A 16,141-nucleotide genomic window follows, 5' to 3' on the forward strand; every position below is an offset into this window, starting at 1 on the left:
AGCAGGCGCTCATGATCTCGACGATTTGTACACGTTGACACCCAGCTCGCGAATCTTCTTGCGCAACGTGTTGCGGTTGAGGCCCAGCAGTTCGGCGGCCTTGATCTGGTTGCCGCGGGTTGCCGTCATCGAGGCAAGGACCAGCGGATATTCGACCTCCGACAAGATGCGTTGATAGAGACCTGCCGGCGGCAAATCACCGGCAAAAGAGGCGAAATAGCGCTGCAGGAAGTGCTCCACCGCCTGGCCGATGGACAGATCGTCCGGGATCAAATTGCCGCCGCCGGGAATGACCGGCCTTTCGCCTGTCTTCAGCTCGGCTTCAATGATCTCGGCTGATATTTCGTCCTGCGAATAGAGCGCCGCAAGCCGGCGCACCAGGTTTTCCAACTCGCGCACGTTTCCCGGCCACGGATAGCGCTTCATCAATTCGATGCCGCCGGTCGAAATGCGCTTGGTCTGCAAGCCTTCGCTGGCGCCGATCTTGAAGAAATGCCGCACCAGATCGGGAATGTCTTCCGATCTCTCACGCAAACCCGGCAGCCGAAGCGGCACGACATTCAGGCGATAGAACAGATCCTCGCGGAAAAGCCCCTGGTTGATCAGCGTGCGCAGATCCTTGTTGGTGGCGGCGACGATGCGCACATCGGTCTTGATCGGGGTGCGCCCGCCGACCGTTGTGTATTCGCCCTGCTGCAGCACGCGCAGCAGCCGCGTCTGCGCCTCCATCGGCATGTCGCCGATCTCGTCGAGGAAAAGCGTGCCGCCCTCGGCCTGCTCGAAGCGGCCGGTCGAGCGGTTCTGTGCGCCGGTGAAGGCGCCCTTCTCGTGGCCGAACAGCTCCGATTCGATCAAATCGCGCGGGATCGCCGCCATGTTGATGGCGACGAACGGACCGCCGCGGCGACGGCCATATTCGTGCAGCGCGCGCGCCACCAATTCCTTGCCGGTGCCGGACTCGCCCGAGATCATCACCGTCAGGTCGGTCTGCATCATGCGCGCCAGCATGCGGTAGATGTCCTGCATGGCGGCCGACCGGCCGACCAGCGGCATCGCGTCAGGCTGTTCTTCCGGTCGCGTATCGATCTTCGGTCGGCGCGGCTCTGACAGTGCCCGGTTGACGATGTTGAGCAGTTCGGTCAGGTCGAACGGCTTCGGCAGATACTCGTAAGCACCTGTTTCGGAAGCACGGATCGCCGTCATGAAAGTGTTTTGCGCGCTCATCACGATGACCGGCAGCTCGGGCCGCGCCTTCTTGATGCGCGGCAGCATGTCGAAGGCGTTCTCGTCCGGCATGACAACGTCGGTGATCACCAGATCGCCCTCGCCCGCCGCCACCCAGCGCCACAGCGTCGAGGCGTTGGAGGTCACGCGCACCTCATGGCCGACGCGCGACAGCGCCTGATTGAGCACGGTGCGGATGGCCGCATCGTCGTCGGCGACGAGAATATTGCCGCGAACCGTCATTTGCGGTCTCCTTCGCCTTCATCATCGGCAGTGTCGATGGGTGTTTCTTTCCAGGCCGGCATCAGGATTCGGAAGGTGGTGCCGCGCGGCGTCGAATCGCATTCGATGATGCCGCCATGCTCGCCGACGATTTTCGCCACCAGCGCCAGGCCGAGCCCCGACCCGTTCGGCTTGGTGGTGATGAACGGATCGAACAGGATCGGCAGAATGTCTTCCGAAACGCCGGACCCATTGTCGCGCACGCAGAATTCAAGCGGTAGCGACACGCGGTCCTGGGTTCCGGGAACGGAAACGCGGATGCCCGGCCTGAACGCGGTCGACAGCACGATCTCGCCCTGCGGGTCGCCGCCGATCGCCTCGGCAGCGTTCTTGACCAGGTTGAGAAACACCTGGATCAGTTGGTCGCGGTTGGCGAAAACCGGAGGCAATGATGGATCATAGTCCTCCAATATCCTGATTCTCTTGGCAAAACCGTTCTTCGCGATTGCCTTCACATGGTCCAGCACGACATGGATGTTGACAGGATAGCGGTCAATCGGCCGCTCGTCGGAAAACACTTCCATGCGGTCGACGAGGGAGACGATACGATCGGTCTCGTCGGTGATGAGGCGGGTCAGCGCGCGATCCTCGTCGGACGCCGAGAGTTCGAGCAGCTGTGCGGCGCCACGTATGCCGGACAGCGGGTTCTTGATCTCATGTGCCAGCATGGCGGCAAGGCCGGTGACCGAACGCGCGGCACCCCTGTGTGTCATCTGCCGGTCGATCTTGTCGGCCATCGAGCGTTCCTGGAACATCACCACGATTGAGCCTGGGAATTCCGGCACCGGCGCGACATAAAGATCGACGACCTTCTCGATTCCGAGACGCGGCGACGACACGTCGACACGGTATTCGTTGACCGGCGCACGGCGCTCGCGCACCTGGTCGACCAGCTGCAGCAACGGGCTGCCGAACGGGATCAGCTTGGACAGTGTGTTGCGGGCAAGCATGTTGGCACTTGAGCGGAAGAAGTCTTCCGCATCGGCATTGGCGTAGGTGATGAACCCGTCCGGATCGACCATGATGACCGGACGGCGGATGGTGTTCAGCACGATACTGGCGGCATCCGCCATGTCGGAGCTCGGTGTGACCGTGGCGTTCATGCGGCGCTCCGCAAGGGCGTGGCTTCGCCGGAAAACACCTCATGCAGCAAGGCAATGACGCGGGCGGGTTCGAAAGAGGTGAGGATGGCTTTCCGCCGCCCATCGGAAACGCCAGCAGCGTGGCGGTCGAGATACCAGCCGAGATGCTTGCGCGCCTGGCGCAAGCCGCTTTCGACGCCGTAAAGCGTCAGCATGTCCTCGTAGTGGGAAACGATGTAGTCGGCCATGGCTTGCGGGCTTTCCGGCACGCCGGAGAGCGCGTCGCCCGCAGCCGTCGCCGCAATGCGGCCCGCCGTCCATGGCGCGCCATAATGGGCACGACCGATCATCACCGCGTCGGCGCCCGACTGTTCAAGGATTTCGGCGGCCTCCGCGGGCGAGCCCACATCGCCGTTGGCGACCACCGGGATCGAGACGGCGTCCTTGATGCGGGCGATGGCGCCCCAATCGGCCTTGCCTTGATAAAACTGGCAGCGCGTGCGCCCATGCACGGTCACCATTTTAACACCGGCCTCTTCGGCGCGGCGCGCCAAAACGGGTGCATTGAGCGCATTGTCGTCCCAGCCGAGCCGCATCTTGACCGTGACCGGCACCTGGACCGCGCCGATCACCGCTTCGATCAGCGACAGCGCGTGGTCGAGATCGCGCATCAGCGCCGAGCCGGCATAGCCGCCGGTCACCTTCTTGGCCGGGCAGCCCATATTGATGTCGATGATGTCGGCGCCCTCGCCGGCAGCGATGCGCGCGCCCTCGGCCATGTGCTCGGCCTCGCGGCCGGCAAGCTGGACCATATGGACGGGCAGCCCGGAATGACGGATGCGCAGGTCGCAGCCGGCCCTGCCCTTGGCAAGCTCGCCGCTCGCCACCATTTCCGACACGACCAGGCCCGCGCCATGCGCGTAGGCGCGCTGCCGGAACGGCTCGTCCGTTATTCCCGACATGGGCGCGAGGAAGACGCGGTTGCGGATTGTCACGCCGCCAACGTCGAGCGGCGAAGCCAATTTTGTCACTTCAAGCATGCACAAAAACCAAGCATATCGGATTGCTGCACATTCTCTAGCCATAAGAAAGGCATTGTGCAACGCGCAATGACGTCACATTGCGGCGCATTTGGGAAAATGCTGGCCTTCGCCATAAGCCGCGACTAAGCCTCTCGGCATGACAGACGCAAGCGAAAAACCGGCCGAGGCGACGACCGACAAGGTCGGCGTGGTCATCGTTGCAGCCGGCCGCGGCGCGCGTGCCGGACAGGCCGACGGGCCGAAGCAATATCAGCGCATCGGCGGCCGTGCCGTTATCGCGCGCACGCTGGAGACGTTCCTGGCGCATCCTGAAATTGGTCCCGTCGTCGTCGCGATCCATGCCGATGACCACGCGCTTTTTGACAAGGCAGCCGGCGTATATGCCGAGCGGGTTACCGCCGTGGTCGGTGGCGAGTCGCGCCAGGCATCGGTCCGGCTCGGCCTGCTGGCGCTGAGGGACCGTACGCCCGGCCGTGTCCTTGTCCATGACGCGGTGCGGCCGTTTGTCGACGCGGCCCTGATCGACCGTACCATCGCCGCCATTGGCGAGCGGCAGGGCGCGCTGCCCGCTTTGCCCGTCGCCGATACGCTGAAGCGCGAGTCGACGACCGGCATGATCGAAGAGACGGTGCCAAGGGCCGGCCTTCATGCCGCCCAGACGCCGCAAGGCTTTCCGTTCTGGCCGTTGCTCGCCGCGCATGAAAAGGCCCATCATCTCGGCAAGGCGGATTTCACCGACGATGCCGCGATCGCCGAATGGGCGCATATTCCGGTAAAAATCGTCGAGGGGTCGCCGGACAATGTCAAATTGACCTGGGCAAGGGATATTGCGATGGCAGATCAACGGCTTACTGGCGAGCGTTTTCCAGACATTCGCACCGGCAATGGCTATGACGTGCACGCCTTCGAGGCCGGCGACCATGTCACCCTGTGCGGCGTCGCCATTCCGCACGGCAAGAAGCTTTCCGGCCATTCGGATGCCGATGTCGGCCTGCACGCGCTGACCGATGCGCTGCTCGCCACTTGCGGCGCCGGCGACATCGGCACGCATTTCCCGCCTTCCGATCCGCAATGGAAGGGCGCGGCGTCAAAGATCTTCGTCGAGCATGCGGCCAGGTTGGTGCGCGAACGCGGCGGGCGCATCGCCAATGCCGATATCACGCTGATCTGCGAGGCGCCGCGCGTCGGCCCGCATCGCGAGGCGATGACCAACGCGTTGTCGGCAATGCTGGGCATTTCCAGCGATCGCATCTCGATCAAGGCGACGACCAACGAAAAGCTCGGCTTTGTCGGCCGCGAGGAAGGCATCGCCGCCATTGCCACCGCCAGTGTCGTCTTCCCCGGGGAGGTTCCCGCATGAACAACAGCGATCTCGCCAATGCCCTGCTCCAGGTCTGCCAGCAACGCGGCATCATGCTGGCGACGGCCGAGAGCTGCACCGGCGGCATGATCATCTCGGCACTGACCGACATCGCCGGCTCGTCCGCTGTCGTCGATCGCGGCCTCATCACCTATTCCGATGAAGCAAAGATGGAGATGCTCGGCGTCTCGCCCGCCACACTCGAGGCGCATGGCGCCGTCTCGCGCGAAACGGTTCTGGAGATGGCGGCGGGCGCTCTGGCGCGCTCGCGCGCCGGGCTGGCGCTTGCCGTCACCGGCATTGCCGGCCCAGGCGGCGGTTCGCCGGAAAAACCGGTCGGCCTCGTCTGGTTCGGAGTTGCCCTAAGACGTGGGCCGGTGGCTGCCGAGCTCAATATGTTTGCCGACAATGGCCGCGACTTCATCCGCCGCGAGACGTCAAGCATGCGCTGGAGATCGGGCTGCGCGCGCTCGGCGACACTCATGAGATGGGCGTCGTTCCGTAGATGACGTCCGCACGTTTTTCGAAGGCTTCGGAAAACATGCGGAAGGCGCGATCGAACATGGTGCCCATCACCACGCCGAGGATACGGCTCTTGAACTCGTAGTCGATGAAGAAGCGAACGTTGCAGCCGCCGCCGTCGGCCGGCTCGAAGCGCCAGATATTGCTGAGATATTTGAACGGCCCATCGATGTATTTGACGTCGATTGTGTTCTCGTCCGGCTTCAGCAGCACCTGCGTCGTAAAGGTCTCGCGGATCGCCTTGTAGCCGATGCTCATATCGGCGAGGAGAATGGTGCGGCGATCACGCTCCTTGCGAGAGCGCACCGTCAGCGCCTCGCACAGCGGCAGAAATTGCGGATAGGTCTCGATATCGGCGACCAGCGCAAACATCTGCTCCGGCGTGTGGGCAACGCGGCGTGTGGCTTCGAATTTCGGCATTGAAGCAGGATTTAACTGGCTTTTTTGAGCTGCGCCTCACGCGCCGCCCGCAGCCTGGCGAAATCGTCACCGGCATGATGCGAGGAGCGCGTCAGCGGGCTCGACGCCACCAGCAGGAAACCCTTGGTCTTGCCGATAGTCGCGAAGGAGCTGAATTCCTGCGGCGTGACGAAGCGGATCACCGGGTGGTGCTTCTTCGACGGCTGCAGATACTGGCCAATGGTCATGAAGTCGACATTGGCCGAGCGCAGGTCATCCATCAGCTGCAGGATCTCGTTGCGCTCTTCGCCGAGGCCGACCATGATGCCGGACTTGGTGAAGATCGACGGATCGAGCTCCTTGACCCGCTGCAACAGCCGGATCGAGTGGAAATAGCGGGCACCCGGCCGCACCGTCAGGTAGTTCGACGGCACGGTTTCGAGATTGTGGTTGAAGACATCGGGCTTGGCCGCCACGACGATCTCCAGCGCGCCTTCCTTGCGCAGGAAATCGGGCGTCAGGATTTCGATCGTGGTCAGAGGTGTCGCTGCCCGGATCGCCCGGATAACCTCGGCGAAATGCTGCGCGCCGCCATCGGCGAGATCGTCGCGGTCGACCGAGGTGATGACGACATGGGTCAGCCCCATCTGCTTTACGGCATGCGCGACACGCGCCGGCTCATCGGCATCGAGCGCGGTCGGAATGCCGGTGGCAACATTGCAGAACGCGCAGGCGCGCGTGCAGATCTCGCCCATGATCATGAAGGTGGCGTGCTTCTTTTCCCAGCACTCGCCGATATTGGGGCAGCCGGCCTCTTCGCACACCGTGACCAGCTTGTGCGACTTCACGATCTCGCGGGTTTCGGCATAGCCCTTGGACATCGGCGCCTTGACGCGGATCCAGTCGGGTTTGCGCAGCACGTCCTGATCAGGCTTGTGCGCCTTCTCGGGGTGCCGCAGGCGCGGCGCGTTGGCGATCGTGTCGAGGACGGTGACCATCTCAAACCTGACTTATTGGCGTCTGCCCGTCGGCATTCGCCCTCCTGACGTCATCTAGGACTTTTCGGTGCAAAGAAAAAGGCCGCGGCGGCGCATGCCGCCACAGCCTTTTTCGCATAGCGGTAGTCTAGCGGCGTATCAGCCGCCCGGCAAAGATCAGCAGGCAGGCGCCGATGAAGCCGGTGATCAGGTAGGCGAGCCAGCCGACACCGAAGGGTTCGATGTTGAGCGCCCTGAGAATTGCGTTCAGCACCACCGCGCCGACAATGCCCATAATGATGTTCATCAAGACGCCGGTATTGCTCTTCATGACCATCTCGGCCAGCCACCCGGCCAAACCGCCGATGATGATGGCCGCAATCCAGCCCACGCCATTCACGTCCATATGCCAACTCCTCCAGTGTCAGGTGAAAATGCATCCGGAAACGAACTGTCTTGCCGTAAGGTTCCTCCGGCGCATGCGTCTGAGTCTCGCGGCACCAATTTATCACGCGTTGAGCGCACGGCCATAGGCATCGAGCACGCTTTCCTTCATCATCTCCGACAGCGTCGGATGCGGGAAGATGGTGTGCATCAGCTCTTCCTCGGTGGTCTCCAGGTTCATCGCCACGACAAAGCCCTGGATCAGCTCCGTCACCTCGGCGCCGACCATATGCGCGCCGAGCAGCTGGCCGGTCTTCTTGTCGAAGATGGTCTTGATGAAGCCCTGGTCCTCGCCAAGCGCGATCGCCTTGCCGTTGGCGCCGAACTGGAAACGGCCGACGCGGATGTCCTTGCCTTCGGCCTTCGCCTTGGCTTCGGTGAGCCCGACCGAGGCGACCTGCGGGTTGCAATAGGTGCAGCCCGGGATCTTCAGCTTGTCTGTCGCATGCACGCCGGGGAAATTGGCGATCTTCTCGATGCAGACCACGCCTTCATGCTCGGCCTTGTGGGCGAGCATCGGCGGTCCGGCGACATCGCCGATAGCGTAGATGCCGGGAACGTTGGTCTTGCCATAGCCGTCAATGACGACGCAGCCGCGATCGGTCTTCACGCCGAGCGTCTCGAGGCCGAGATTATCGATGTTGCCCTGCACGCCGACGGCCGAGATCATGCGGTCGGCGGTGATCTTCTCGACCTTGCCGTCCTTCATCTCGACATGGGCGGTGATCGAGTTGGCACCCTTCTCGACCTTGGTCACCTTGGCCTCGAGGATGATTTTCATGCCCTGCTTCTCGAACTGCTTCTGCGCGAATTTCGAGACCTCGGCATCCTCGACCGGCATCACCGCCGGCAACAGCTCGACCACCGTCACCTCGGCGCCCATGGTGCGGTAGAAGGAGGCGAACTCGATGCCGATGGCGCCCGAACCCATGACCAGCAGCGACTTCGGCATCTCCTTCGGCACCATCGCCTCGAAATAGGTCCAGATCAGCTTGCCGTCCGGCTCGATGCCGGGCAGCGCGCGCGGCCGGGCGCCGGTGGCGAGAATAATGTGCTTGGCGGTATAGGTGCCCTCGCCCTTGACGCCCTTGGGCACCGGCGGCTGCGGCTCCATCGGTTTCTTGGCCGTCTTGGAGACGACGATCTCACCGGGCTTGGAGAGCTTGGCCTCGCCCCAGATAACGTCGACCTTGTTCTTCTTCATCAGGAAGGCGACGCCGCCATTGAGCCTCAACGACACTTTGCGCGAGCGGTCGACGACAGCGGCCGTGTCGGCGCTGACCTTGCCGCCTTCGAGCTTCAGGCCGTAGTCCTTCAGATGATCGGAATAGTGCATGATCTCGGCCGAGCGCAGCAGCGCCTTGGTCGGGATGCAGCCCCAGTTGAGGCAGATGCCGCCGAGATGCTCGCGCTCGACGATGGCAGTCTTGAAGCCGAGCTGGGCGGAGCGCACCGCCGTGACATAGCCGCCGGGGCCCGAGCCGATGATTATGACGTCGTAGGATTCTGCCACGGGGTTTCTCCCTGATTTCTCTAGAGTTCCAGCATCACACGCACCAATGGCGCCAATGCGTCACCTATATTGCGCGTGTTTTCGGCATCGAGATGGACCCCGTCGATCGGTGTGGTCTCGGCCACCGTGCCGGCATCGAAAAAGCCGCAGCCGGCCTCGTCGGCGAGCGCGGAATATTGCGGCGCCAGCCGCTTCGAGGCCTCGTCGCCGCCGGCAAACATTTCCTTGAATTCGGCATTGTCGGTGCGGCTGACCGCTGGTGGCGCGACGATCAGGATTTGCGGCGCGGCCCAGTCGAACGGATAATCGTGGCCGCGCACGATGTCGATCAGCCGCTGCACCCCCTGCTTGGCCGCGACCGGATTGCCGTGGATCCAGGGCTTCATGTCGTTGGCGCCGAGCATGATGATGATCAGGTCGAGCGGCGCATGGCTGGTCAGGATCGTCGGCAGCACCTTGGCGCCATTGCGGTCGGCACCAGCCAGGTGATCGTCGAAAGCCGTGGTGCGGCCGTTCAGACCTTCGGCAATGACTTCGATATCATCGTCGCCCAACGCCGCCTTGAGCACGCTCGGCCAGCGATCTTCCAGCGCATGACGCCCGAGGCTCGCCGCGTCATAGCCCCAGGTCAGGGAATCGCCGTAGCAGAGGATCGTCTTCATGCACCCGCACCCGCCTCCGCCCTAAGCCCGCGCCGCACGCGCCATCCCACGAACAGCCACTGCACGATAACCGTGGCGATGCTTGGCAAAAACAGACCGGCGACAACGGGGAGATCGCCCGACCACTGGGCTTTGCCAGGCGGCTGCGAGAAGGTCCAGGCAATCAGCCCGATTCCGGCCAGCACGAACAACGAAACCCCAACAAGCCCCGTCAGGTTTATCGCCCTTTGCGGGTTTGGCACGAACTGCGCGATGAAAAACGCCACGGTCGCAACGATGGTGACCAGCGCCGAAACCATGAAGACCAGGATGTATTCGGAATTCGCATTGGTGACGATTGCCAGCCACAGCGCCACCAGCCCGCCGGCCAGGCCGGAAAGGATCAGGGCGAAAAGGCTGGTGACGAATTTCCGCACAGCCTTTTTCCTTCCTAGACCAGCATGCCCATCGGATTTTCGATCATGCGCTTGAAGGCGACCAGAAGTTCGGCGCCGAGCGCACCGTCGACGGCGCGGTGATCGGTCGACAGCGTCACCGACATGATATTGGCGATTCTGATCTCGCCATTCTTGACCACCGGCCGCTGCTCGCCGGCACCCACCGCCAGGATCGTCGCATGCGGCGGGTTGATGACGGCGGCAAAGTCCTTGATGCCGAACATGCCGAGATTGGAGACAGCCGTCGTGCCGCCCTGATATTCCTCAGGCTTCAGCTTGCGGCTGCGGGCACGGCTCGCCAGATCCTTCATCTCGTTGGAGATAGTGGACAGTGTCTTTTCGTCGGCGTGGCGGATGATCGGCGTGATCAGGCCGCCGGGGATCGACACGGCAACGCCGACATCGGCGTGCTTGTGCTTGACCATGGCGCTTTCGGTCCACGACGCATTGGCATCCGGCACCGCCATCAGCGCCATCGCCATCGCCTTGATCACCATGTCGTTGACCGACAGCTTGTAGACGGGCACTTCGCCCTTGTCGGTCTTCTTCATCGGAGCCGCCGCATTGATCTGTGTGCGCAGCGCCAGCAGCGCATCGAGCTCGCAGTCGAGCGTCAGGTAGAAATGCGGGATGGTTGTCTTGGCCTCGACCAGGCGGCGCGCAATGGTCTTGCGCATATTGTCGTGCGGGACGAGCTCATAGGACCCTTCGGCAAACAGCTTCAGCACCTGTTCGTCCGACATAGCCTTGGGTGCCGCAGCCGGAGCCGCAGGTGCCGGAGCGCCGGCAGGTGCGGCTTTCGCGGCCGGTGCAGCCTTGGCGCCACCGCCGGCAATCGCCGCCTCGACATCGGCCTTGACGACACGGCCATGCGGGCCGGTGCCACTCACAGCGGACACATCGACGCCGGCGTCCTTGGCTATGCGCCGCGCCAGCGGCGAGGCGAAAGTGCGCTCGCCTGACGATTGGCTGATCTCCCCCCTTGTGGGGGAGATGGCCGGCAGGCCAGAGGGGGGCGCGACAGACTGAGAGGTCGGCGGGACAGCGCCCCCCTCTGTCGACTTCGTCGACATCTCCCCCACGGGTGGGGAGATTGACGCCTTATCCTGCTTGGCATCGGCTTTCGCGGGCGCGGCATCGCCACCACCCTTTGCCGCCGCCCCTGCATCCTCGCCTTCGCCGGCGAGAATGGCGATCAGCGCATTGACCTTGACGCCTTCGGTGCCGGCCGGAACGACCAGCTTGGCGACCGTGCCCTCATCGACGGCCTCGACTTCCATCGTCGCCTTGTCGGTCTCGATCTCGGCGATCACGTCGCCCGGCGAAACCTTGTCGCCCTCCTTGACCAGCCACTTGGAAAGATTGCCCTCTTCCATCGTGGGCGAGAGTGCCGGCATGGTGATGTTGATTGGCATAGTTACTCTCCCTGCAAGCCAGCCGGGCTAACCACGGCAAGTTCTAGACGTTTGCCTTTGAATTCCTTGCCAATCGATCGGGCCAAGAAGAAATTCAAACAAAGGAATGATGCTACAAGCCCAAGGCATGCTCCCCCAACAGAGCTCAGTACCTGAATTGCCTCATGGCGAAGTCCAAAAAAACCGCCAATGAACCCAATGACGAACCCAACAATCGCGCCAGCAACAAATCCACAAGCGATACTAGACAGGAAGCTCCGCCAAAATAGAGACCAAGCTATTCTCCTCACATCTGCCATCGTCGCCATTTCTGCCTCCCCCGCAAGAAAGACCGTCAGCGATACGTGACGGCTTTGACCGCCTCTATGACCTCGCCGACATTGGGCAAAGCCAGCTTTTCGAGGTTCGCCGCATAAGGCATCGGCACGTCCTTGCCGGCGATGGTGATGACCGGCGCGTCGAGGAAATCGAAGGCGCGCTGCGAAACCTGGTTGGCGATGTGGTCGCCGACCGAGTTCTGCGGGAAACCTTCTTCCACCACGATCAGGCGGTTGGTCTTTTTCACGGAGGCAATGACGGTGTCGAGGTCGAGCGGGCGGATGGTCCGGAGATCGATGATCTCGGCATCGATGCCCATGCCGCGCAGTTCGGCTTCCGCCTTGATGGCATAGGTCATGCCGATGCCGAACGAGACGATGGTGACGTCCTTGCCCTGCTTGTGAATGCGCGCCTTGCCGATCGGCAGCACGAAATCATCGAGCTTCGGCACGTCGAAGGACTGGCCGTAGAGGATTTCGTTTTCAAGGAAGATGACCGGGTTCGGATCGCGGATCGCCGCCTTGAGCAGGCCCTTGGCGTCGGCAGCCGTGTACGGCATCACCACCTTCAGGCCGGGAATATGGCTGTACCAGGCGGCATAGCACTGCGAATGCTGGGCGCCGACGCGGGCGGCCGCACCGTTCGGTCCGCGGAACACGATCGGTGCGCCCATCTGGCCGCCCGACATATAGAGCGTCTTGGCCGCGGAGTTGATGATCTGGTCGATCGCCTGCATGGCGAAGTTGAAGGTCATGAACTCGACGATCGGCTTCAGGCCGGCCATCGCCGCACCGACGCCGACGCCGGCAAAGCCGTGCTCGGTGATCGGCGTGTCGACGACGCGGCGCGGCCCGAATTCCTGCAGCAGCCCTTGCGTGATCTTGTAGGCGCCCTGGTATTCCGCGACCTCCTCGCCCATGACGAAGACATCGCCGTCGCGGCGCATTTCTTCAGCCATGGCATCGCGGAGCGCTTCGCGCACCGTGGTCGAGACCATCTCGGTGCCGGCGGGAATATCCGGATCGGCGGCAGGTTTGGCCGCCGGAGCGGCGGGAACTGCCTTCGGAGCCTCGCCGGCATCCTGGGGAGCCGCTTTTGTACCTTCCTCGGCTGCATCGGTCCGCTGACCGCCAGCGGAAACGGCATCCTGGGTGGAGGCAGGCTTGCCGCTCTTTTCGACATCGCCTGCACTTTCACCGTCCTGCAGCAACACGGCGATCACCGCGTTGACCTTGACGCCTTCGGTGCCGGCGGGAACCACGATCTTGCCGATCGTGCCTTCATCGACGGCTTCGACTTCCATCGTCGCCTTGTCGGTTTCGATCTCGGCGATGACATCGCCGGCGACGACCTTGTCGCCCTCGTTCTTCAACCATTTGGAAAGATTGCCCTCTTCCATGGTCGGCGAGAGAGCGGGCATGAGAATTTCGATCGGCATGTCCTTGCCCTCCCGTTACAATACGATGTCGGTCCAGAGCTCGGACGGATCCGGCTCTGCGTCGTGCTGGGCAAATTCGGCGGCGTCGGCGACGATGTCGCGGACTTCCTTGTCGATGTTCTTGAGTTCGTCCTCGGTCGCCCACTTCTTGGCCGTCAGCCGCGCCTTGACCTGCTCGATCGGATCATGATCCGAGCGCATCTTCTGCACTTCTTCCTTGGAGCGGTATTTTGCGGGATCCGACATCGAGTGACCGCGATAGCGATAGGTCTGCATCTCGAGGATGATCGGACCGTTGCCGGCACGGCACCATTCGGTCGCCTGATCGCCGGCGGATTTGACCGCACGCACATCCATGCCGTCGACCTGAATGCCGGGAATCTTGAACGAGGCGCCGCGATGCGAAAAATTGGTTTCGGCCGACGAGCGCGACACCGAAGTGCCCATGGCGTAGCGGTTGTTCTCGATGATGTAGATCACCGGCAGCTTCCACAGCGAGGCCATGTTGAAGCTTTCATAGACCTGACCCTGGTTGGCAGCGCCATCGCCGAAATAAGTCAGCGACACATTGTTGTTGTCGCGGTAGCGGTTGGCGAAGGCGAGACCGGTGCCGAGCGAGACCTGCGCGCCGACAATGCCGTGGCCGCCGTAAAAATGCTTCTCCTTGGAGAACATGTGCATGGAGCCGCCCTTGCCCCTCGACAGGCCACCACGGCGTCCGGTCAGCTCTGCCATGACGCCGCGCGGGGAAAGTTCCATCGCCAGCATGTGGCCATGGTCGCGATAGGCGGTGATCATCTGGTCGCCGTTGATCAGCGACATCTTCATGCCGGTGACGACCGCTTCCTGGCCGATATAGAGGTGGCAGAAGCCGCCGATAAAGCCCATGCCGTAGAGCTGGCCGGCCTTTTCCTCGAAGCGGCGGATAAGCAGCATGTGCCGGTAGGCGGCAAGCTCCTCGTCCTTGGTGAAGTCAGCCGGCTTGGGGGCGGAAAGCCCCGTTGATTTGGCGGACGTCGATTTAACGGATTTGGCAGGCGCTTTTTTGGCGGCGGTGGCCATGCATCACTCCCTGTTGGCGTCTCTTTGCGGACACTAAAGCAGACCATGTCTGCTCCGGGGAGGATCAGCTCCTCCCCACCGATTGGAGGGAAGCTAACATGCGAGACCGCGTTTCGCCATGCAGAAAAATGCATGGCTGGCATGCGCCTAAACGCCCAGAATCATTAGATATAACAGCGATTAACTGAAACGTGGTTATTTCGAATTGGCCGGCAGCATGATGGTGATTTCATCGGGCTGGGACAGATTGAGCGCCCGGCGTGCCTGCTCGTCGAGCATATCCTTTTCAAGCGTACCCTCATGCATCAGCTGGACACGCCGCTCCAGATCGACCCGGCGCGCCTTGATGGCATCGTACTTGGCCTGCAATTCGATGGTCTGCGCTTCGAGCTGATATTTGGAATTGATGCCGAACTCGCCATGATAGGCATGGAAGCCGAAATAGGCCAGGAACGCCACGCAAAGGGACGGGATGATCAGCCGGCCGGTGTTTCTCTGCTTGTGCTGGCGTGTCCACATGGTCGCAATCCTTTGACCGCCATTTGTCGCTCGATTGTGCTTAATGGACGGTTACGGACAGGTGCATTAGCCAGCGGCCGCAACGAAAAAGGGCGGGAAAATCCCGCCCTTCCATCGTTTTCGCCAGTTCGGCAGAATTTAGGCTTTGACCACCGACTTGCCAGCGTAGCGCGCCTGCTTGCCGAGCTCTTCCTCGATGCGGATCAGCTGGTTGTACTTGGCCATGCGATCCGAGCGCGACAGCGAACCGGTCTTGATCTGCCCGCAATTGGTGGCGACGGCGAGGTCGGCGATGGTCGAATCCTCGGTTTCGCCCGAACGGTGCGACATGACTGCGGTGTAGCCTGCCTTATGCGCGGTCTCGACAGCGTCGAGCGTTTCGGTAAGCGAGCCGATCTGGTTGACCTTGACCAGGATCGAATTGGCGACACCCATGCGGATGCCGTCGCGCAGCCGCGCCGTGTTGGTGACGAAGAGGTCGTCGCCAACCAGCTGCGTCTTGTTGCCGATCAGGTCGGTCAGGTACTTCCAGCCCTCCCAGTCGTCCTCGGCCAGGCCGTCCTCGATCGAGATGATCGGATAGTCGGCGGCAAGCTTGGCCAGGTACTTGGCCTGCGCCTTGGGATCGCGGGTCCTCTTCTCGCCCTCATAGACGTAATTGCCGTCCTTGAAGAATTCGGTCGCCGCACAGTCGAGACCAAGCGCGATCTCCTCGCCCGGCTTGAAGCCGGCCTTCTCGATCGATTCCATGATGAAACCGAGCGCCACCGGCGCACTCTTCAGATTGGGCGCGAAGCCGCCTTCGTCGCCGACATTGGTGTTGTGGCCGGCATCCTTGAGCTTCTTGCGCAACGTGTGGAAGATTTCCGAGCCCCAGCGCACGCCTTCGCGCAGCGTCGGCGCGCCGACCGGCAGGATCATGAATTCCTGGAAATCGATCGGATTGTCGGCATGCGCGCCGCCATTGATGATGTTCATCATGGGCACCGGCAGCAAATGCGCCTTGGTGCCGCCGACATAGCGGTAGAGTGGCAGGCCGGCGGCTTCCGCTGCTGCCTTGGCGACCGCCAGCGAAACGCCGAGAATGGCGTTGGCGCCGAGCCGGCTCTTGTTGGGCGTGCCGTCGAGCTCGATCATGGTCTGGTCGATGTGGATCTGGTTTTCGGCTTCCATGCCGCCGATCGCCTCGAACAGCTCGCCATTGACGGCCTCGACCGCCTTGAGCACGCCCTTGCCGAGATAGCGGGCGCCACCGTCGCGCAGTTCGACGGCCTCATGCGCGCCGGTCGACGCGCCGGACGGCACCGCGGCGCGGCCCATCGAGCCGTCTTCGAGAACGACGTCGACCTCGACGGTCGGATTTCCACGGCTGTCCAGGATTTCACGCCCGACAATGTCGATGATGGCGGTCATTGCGATGTCCCCGATTGATCGATTGAAAGCG

Annotated in this window: 16 protein-coding genes and 1 pseudogene; 2 read left to right on the top strand and 15 right to left on the bottom strand. The window is 62.5% G+C overall.

All coding sequences use genetic code 11. The features are described 5' to 3' along the window. Window positions 1-9 precede the first annotated feature (9 nt). Genes ntrC through dusB form a run of 3 tightly spaced genes read right to left on the bottom strand, consistent with a single transcriptional unit; the run spans window position 10 to window position 3,628 of the window. The gene (ntrC, locus tag NKJ80_RS08775) at window positions 10-1,467 is read right to left on the bottom strand and encodes a nitrogen regulation protein NR(I) (protein ID WP_023668927.1); all 1,458 of its coding nucleotides are present in this window, start codon (window positions 1,465-1,467) and stop codon (window positions 10-12) included. Further along, window positions 1,464-2,609: a two-component system sensor histidine kinase NtrB gene (locus tag NKJ80_RS08780; protein WP_023706549.1), complete on the bottom strand. Its 1,146-nt coding sequence runs from the start codon at window positions 2,607-2,609 to the stop codon at window positions 1,464-1,466. Before NKJ80_RS08780 ends, ntrC begins: the two co-directional genes overlap by 4 nt. Beyond that, window positions 2,606-3,628, bottom strand: coding sequence for a tRNA dihydrouridine synthase DusB (gene dusB / locus NKJ80_RS08785; protein ID WP_352497444.1), 1,023 nt, complete (start codon window positions 3,626-3,628; stop codon window positions 2,606-2,608). Before dusB ends, NKJ80_RS08780 begins: the two co-directional genes overlap by 4 nt. Window positions 3,629-3,767: 139 nt before the next feature. On the opposite strand from dusB, the gene NKJ80_RS08790 reads away from it, so the two are divergent. Then, the gene (locus tag NKJ80_RS08790; protein WP_352497445.1) at window positions 3,768-4,991 is read left to right on the top strand and encodes a bifunctional 2-C-methyl-D-erythritol 4-phosphate cytidylyltransferase/2-C-methyl-D-erythritol 2,4-cyclodiphosphate synthase; all 1,224 of its coding nucleotides are present in this window, start codon (window positions 3,768-3,770) and stop codon (window positions 4,989-4,991) included. Next, window positions 4,988-5,496, top strand: a pseudogene (locus tag NKJ80_RS08795) (CinA family protein). Before NKJ80_RS08790 ends, NKJ80_RS08795 begins: the two are co-directional and overlap by 4 nt. Here the strand turns inward: NKJ80_RS08795 and NKJ80_RS08800 are convergent. The 12 genes from NKJ80_RS08800 to eno all read right to left on the bottom strand — a co-directional run bounded on the left by NKJ80_RS08800 (window position 5,472) and on the right by eno (window position 16,110). Beyond that, complete coding sequence (locus tag NKJ80_RS08800) at window positions 5,472-5,933, bottom strand: type II toxin-antitoxin system RatA family toxin (protein ID WP_352497446.1); 462 nt, start codon at window positions 5,931-5,933, stop codon at window positions 5,472-5,474. The pseudogene NKJ80_RS08795 and the gene NKJ80_RS08800 sit on opposite strands and share 25 nt — an antisense overlap. 11 nt (window positions 5,934-5,944) lie before the next feature. Next, window positions 5,945-6,910: a lipoyl synthase gene (gene lipA, locus NKJ80_RS08805; protein ID WP_352497447.1), complete on the bottom strand. Its 966-nt coding sequence runs from the start codon at window positions 6,908-6,910 to the stop codon at window positions 5,945-5,947. Window positions 6,911-7,037: 127 nt separating this feature from the next. Then, on the bottom strand, window positions 7,038-7,295 hold the full coding sequence (locus NKJ80_RS08810) for a GlsB/YeaQ/YmgE family stress response membrane protein (protein WP_023668920.1): 258 nt from the start codon (window positions 7,293-7,295) through the stop codon (window positions 7,038-7,040). 102 nt (window positions 7,296-7,397) lie between these two features. Then, a complete protein-coding gene (lpdA, locus tag NKJ80_RS08815) occupies window positions 7,398-8,846 on the bottom strand; it encodes a dihydrolipoyl dehydrogenase (protein WP_023668919.1) in 1,449 nt (482 codons plus the stop codon). 20 nt (window positions 8,847-8,866) lie between these two features. Further along, window positions 8,867-9,508 carry an SGNH/GDSL hydrolase family protein gene (locus NKJ80_RS08820; protein ID WP_023682555.1) on the bottom strand — a complete coding sequence of 214 codons (642 nt, stop codon included), beginning with the start codon at window positions 9,506-9,508 and terminating at the stop codon, window positions 8,867-8,869. Then, complete coding sequence (locus NKJ80_RS08825) at window positions 9,505-9,924, bottom strand: hypothetical protein (protein WP_023668917.1); 420 nt, start codon at window positions 9,922-9,924, stop codon at window positions 9,505-9,507. The genes NKJ80_RS08820 and NKJ80_RS08825 overlap by 4 nt, the downstream gene beginning before the upstream one ends. 14 nt (window positions 9,925-9,938) lie before the next feature. Next, the gene (locus NKJ80_RS08830; RefSeq protein WP_023706544.1) at window positions 9,939-11,360 is read right to left on the bottom strand and encodes a pyruvate dehydrogenase complex dihydrolipoamide acetyltransferase; all 1,422 of its coding nucleotides are present in this window, start codon (window positions 11,358-11,360) and stop codon (window positions 9,939-9,941) included. A 2-nt stretch (window positions 11,361-11,362) separates the two neighbouring features. Further along, window positions 11,363-11,668: a hypothetical protein gene (locus tag NKJ80_RS08835; RefSeq protein WP_023714177.1), complete on the bottom strand. Its 306-nt coding sequence runs from the start codon at window positions 11,666-11,668 to the stop codon at window positions 11,363-11,365. Window positions 11,669-11,694: 26 nt separating this feature from the next. Continuing rightward, complete coding sequence (locus NKJ80_RS08840) at window positions 11,695-13,116, bottom strand: pyruvate dehydrogenase complex E1 component subunit beta (RefSeq protein WP_023682558.1); 1,422 nt, start codon at window positions 13,114-13,116, stop codon at window positions 11,695-11,697. Between the two features lie 15 nt (window positions 13,117-13,131). Next, complete coding sequence (gene pdhA, locus NKJ80_RS08845) at window positions 13,132-14,178, bottom strand: pyruvate dehydrogenase (acetyl-transferring) E1 component subunit alpha (protein WP_023682559.1); 1,047 nt, start codon at window positions 14,176-14,178, stop codon at window positions 13,132-13,134. A 195-nt stretch (window positions 14,179-14,373) separates the two neighbouring features. Continuing rightward, window positions 14,374-14,697 (bottom strand): FtsB family cell division protein, encoded by a 324-nt coding sequence (locus tag NKJ80_RS08850; protein ID WP_023688447.1) that lies wholly within the window; start codon window positions 14,695-14,697, stop codon window positions 14,374-14,376. Window positions 14,698-14,835: 138 nt separating this feature from the next. Continuing rightward, window positions 14,836-16,110 carry a phosphopyruvate hydratase gene (eno, locus tag NKJ80_RS08855; RefSeq protein ID WP_352497448.1) on the bottom strand — a complete coding sequence of 425 codons (1,275 nt, stop codon included), beginning with the start codon at window positions 16,108-16,110 and terminating at the stop codon, window positions 14,836-14,838. Between the last annotated feature and the right edge of the window lie 31 nt (window positions 16,111-16,141).

The organism is Mesorhizobium sp. M0030, assembly GCF_040323695.1.
Lineage (GTDB): Bacteria > Pseudomonadota > Alphaproteobacteria > Rhizobiales > Rhizobiaceae > Mesorhizobium.

Bases quoted from the DNA above. Each gene is read 5' to 3' on its own strand.
- dusB (WP_352497444.1), bottom strand. From the start codon at position 3,628: ATGCTTGAAGTGACAAAATTGGCTTCGCCGCTCGACGTTGGCGGCGTG.
- eno (WP_352497448.1), bottom strand. From the start codon at position 16,110: ATGACCGCCATCATCGACATTGTCGGGCGTGAAATCCTGGACAGCCGT.
- NKJ80_RS08830 (WP_023706544.1), bottom strand. From the start codon at position 11,360: ATGCCAATCAACATCACCATGCCGGCACTCTCGCCCACGATGGAAGAG.
- NKJ80_RS08780 (WP_023706549.1), bottom strand. From the start codon at position 2,609: ATGAACGCCACGGTCACACCGAGCTCCGACATGGCGGATGCCGCCAGT.
- NKJ80_RS08800 (WP_352497446.1), bottom strand. From the start codon at position 5,933: ATGCCGAAATTCGAAGCCACACGCCGCGTTGCCCACACGCCGGAGCAG.
- NKJ80_RS08850 (WP_023688447.1), bottom strand. From the start codon at position 14,697: ATGTGGACACGCCAGCACAAGCAGAGAAACACCGGCCGGCTGATCATC.
- pdhA (WP_023682559.1), bottom strand. From the start codon at position 14,178: ATGGCCACCGCCGCCAAAAAAGCGCCTGCCAAATCCGTTAAATCGACG.
- NKJ80_RS08820 (WP_023682555.1), bottom strand. From the start codon at position 9,508: ATGAAGACGATCCTCTGCTACGGCGATTCCCTGACCTGGGGCTATGAC.
- NKJ80_RS08835 (WP_023714177.1), bottom strand. From the start codon at position 11,668: ATGGCGACGATGGCAGATGTGAGGAGAATAGCTTGGTCTCTATTTTGG.
- lipA (WP_352497447.1), bottom strand. From the start codon at position 6,910: ATGGTCACCGTCCTCGACACGATCGCCAACGCGCCGCGCCTGCGGCAC.
- ntrC (WP_023668927.1), bottom strand. From the start codon at position 1,467: ATGACGGTTCGCGGCAATATTCTCGTCGCCGACGACGATGCGGCCATC.
- NKJ80_RS08840 (WP_023682558.1), bottom strand. From the start codon at position 13,116: ATGCCGATCGAAATTCTCATGCCCGCTCTCTCGCCGACCATGGAAGAG.
- NKJ80_RS08790 (WP_352497445.1), top strand. From the start codon at position 3,768: ATGACAGACGCAAGCGAAAAACCGGCCGAGGCGACGACCGACAAGGTC.
- NKJ80_RS08810 (WP_023668920.1), bottom strand. From the start codon at position 7,295: ATGGACGTGAATGGCGTGGGCTGGATTGCGGCCATCATCATCGGCGGT.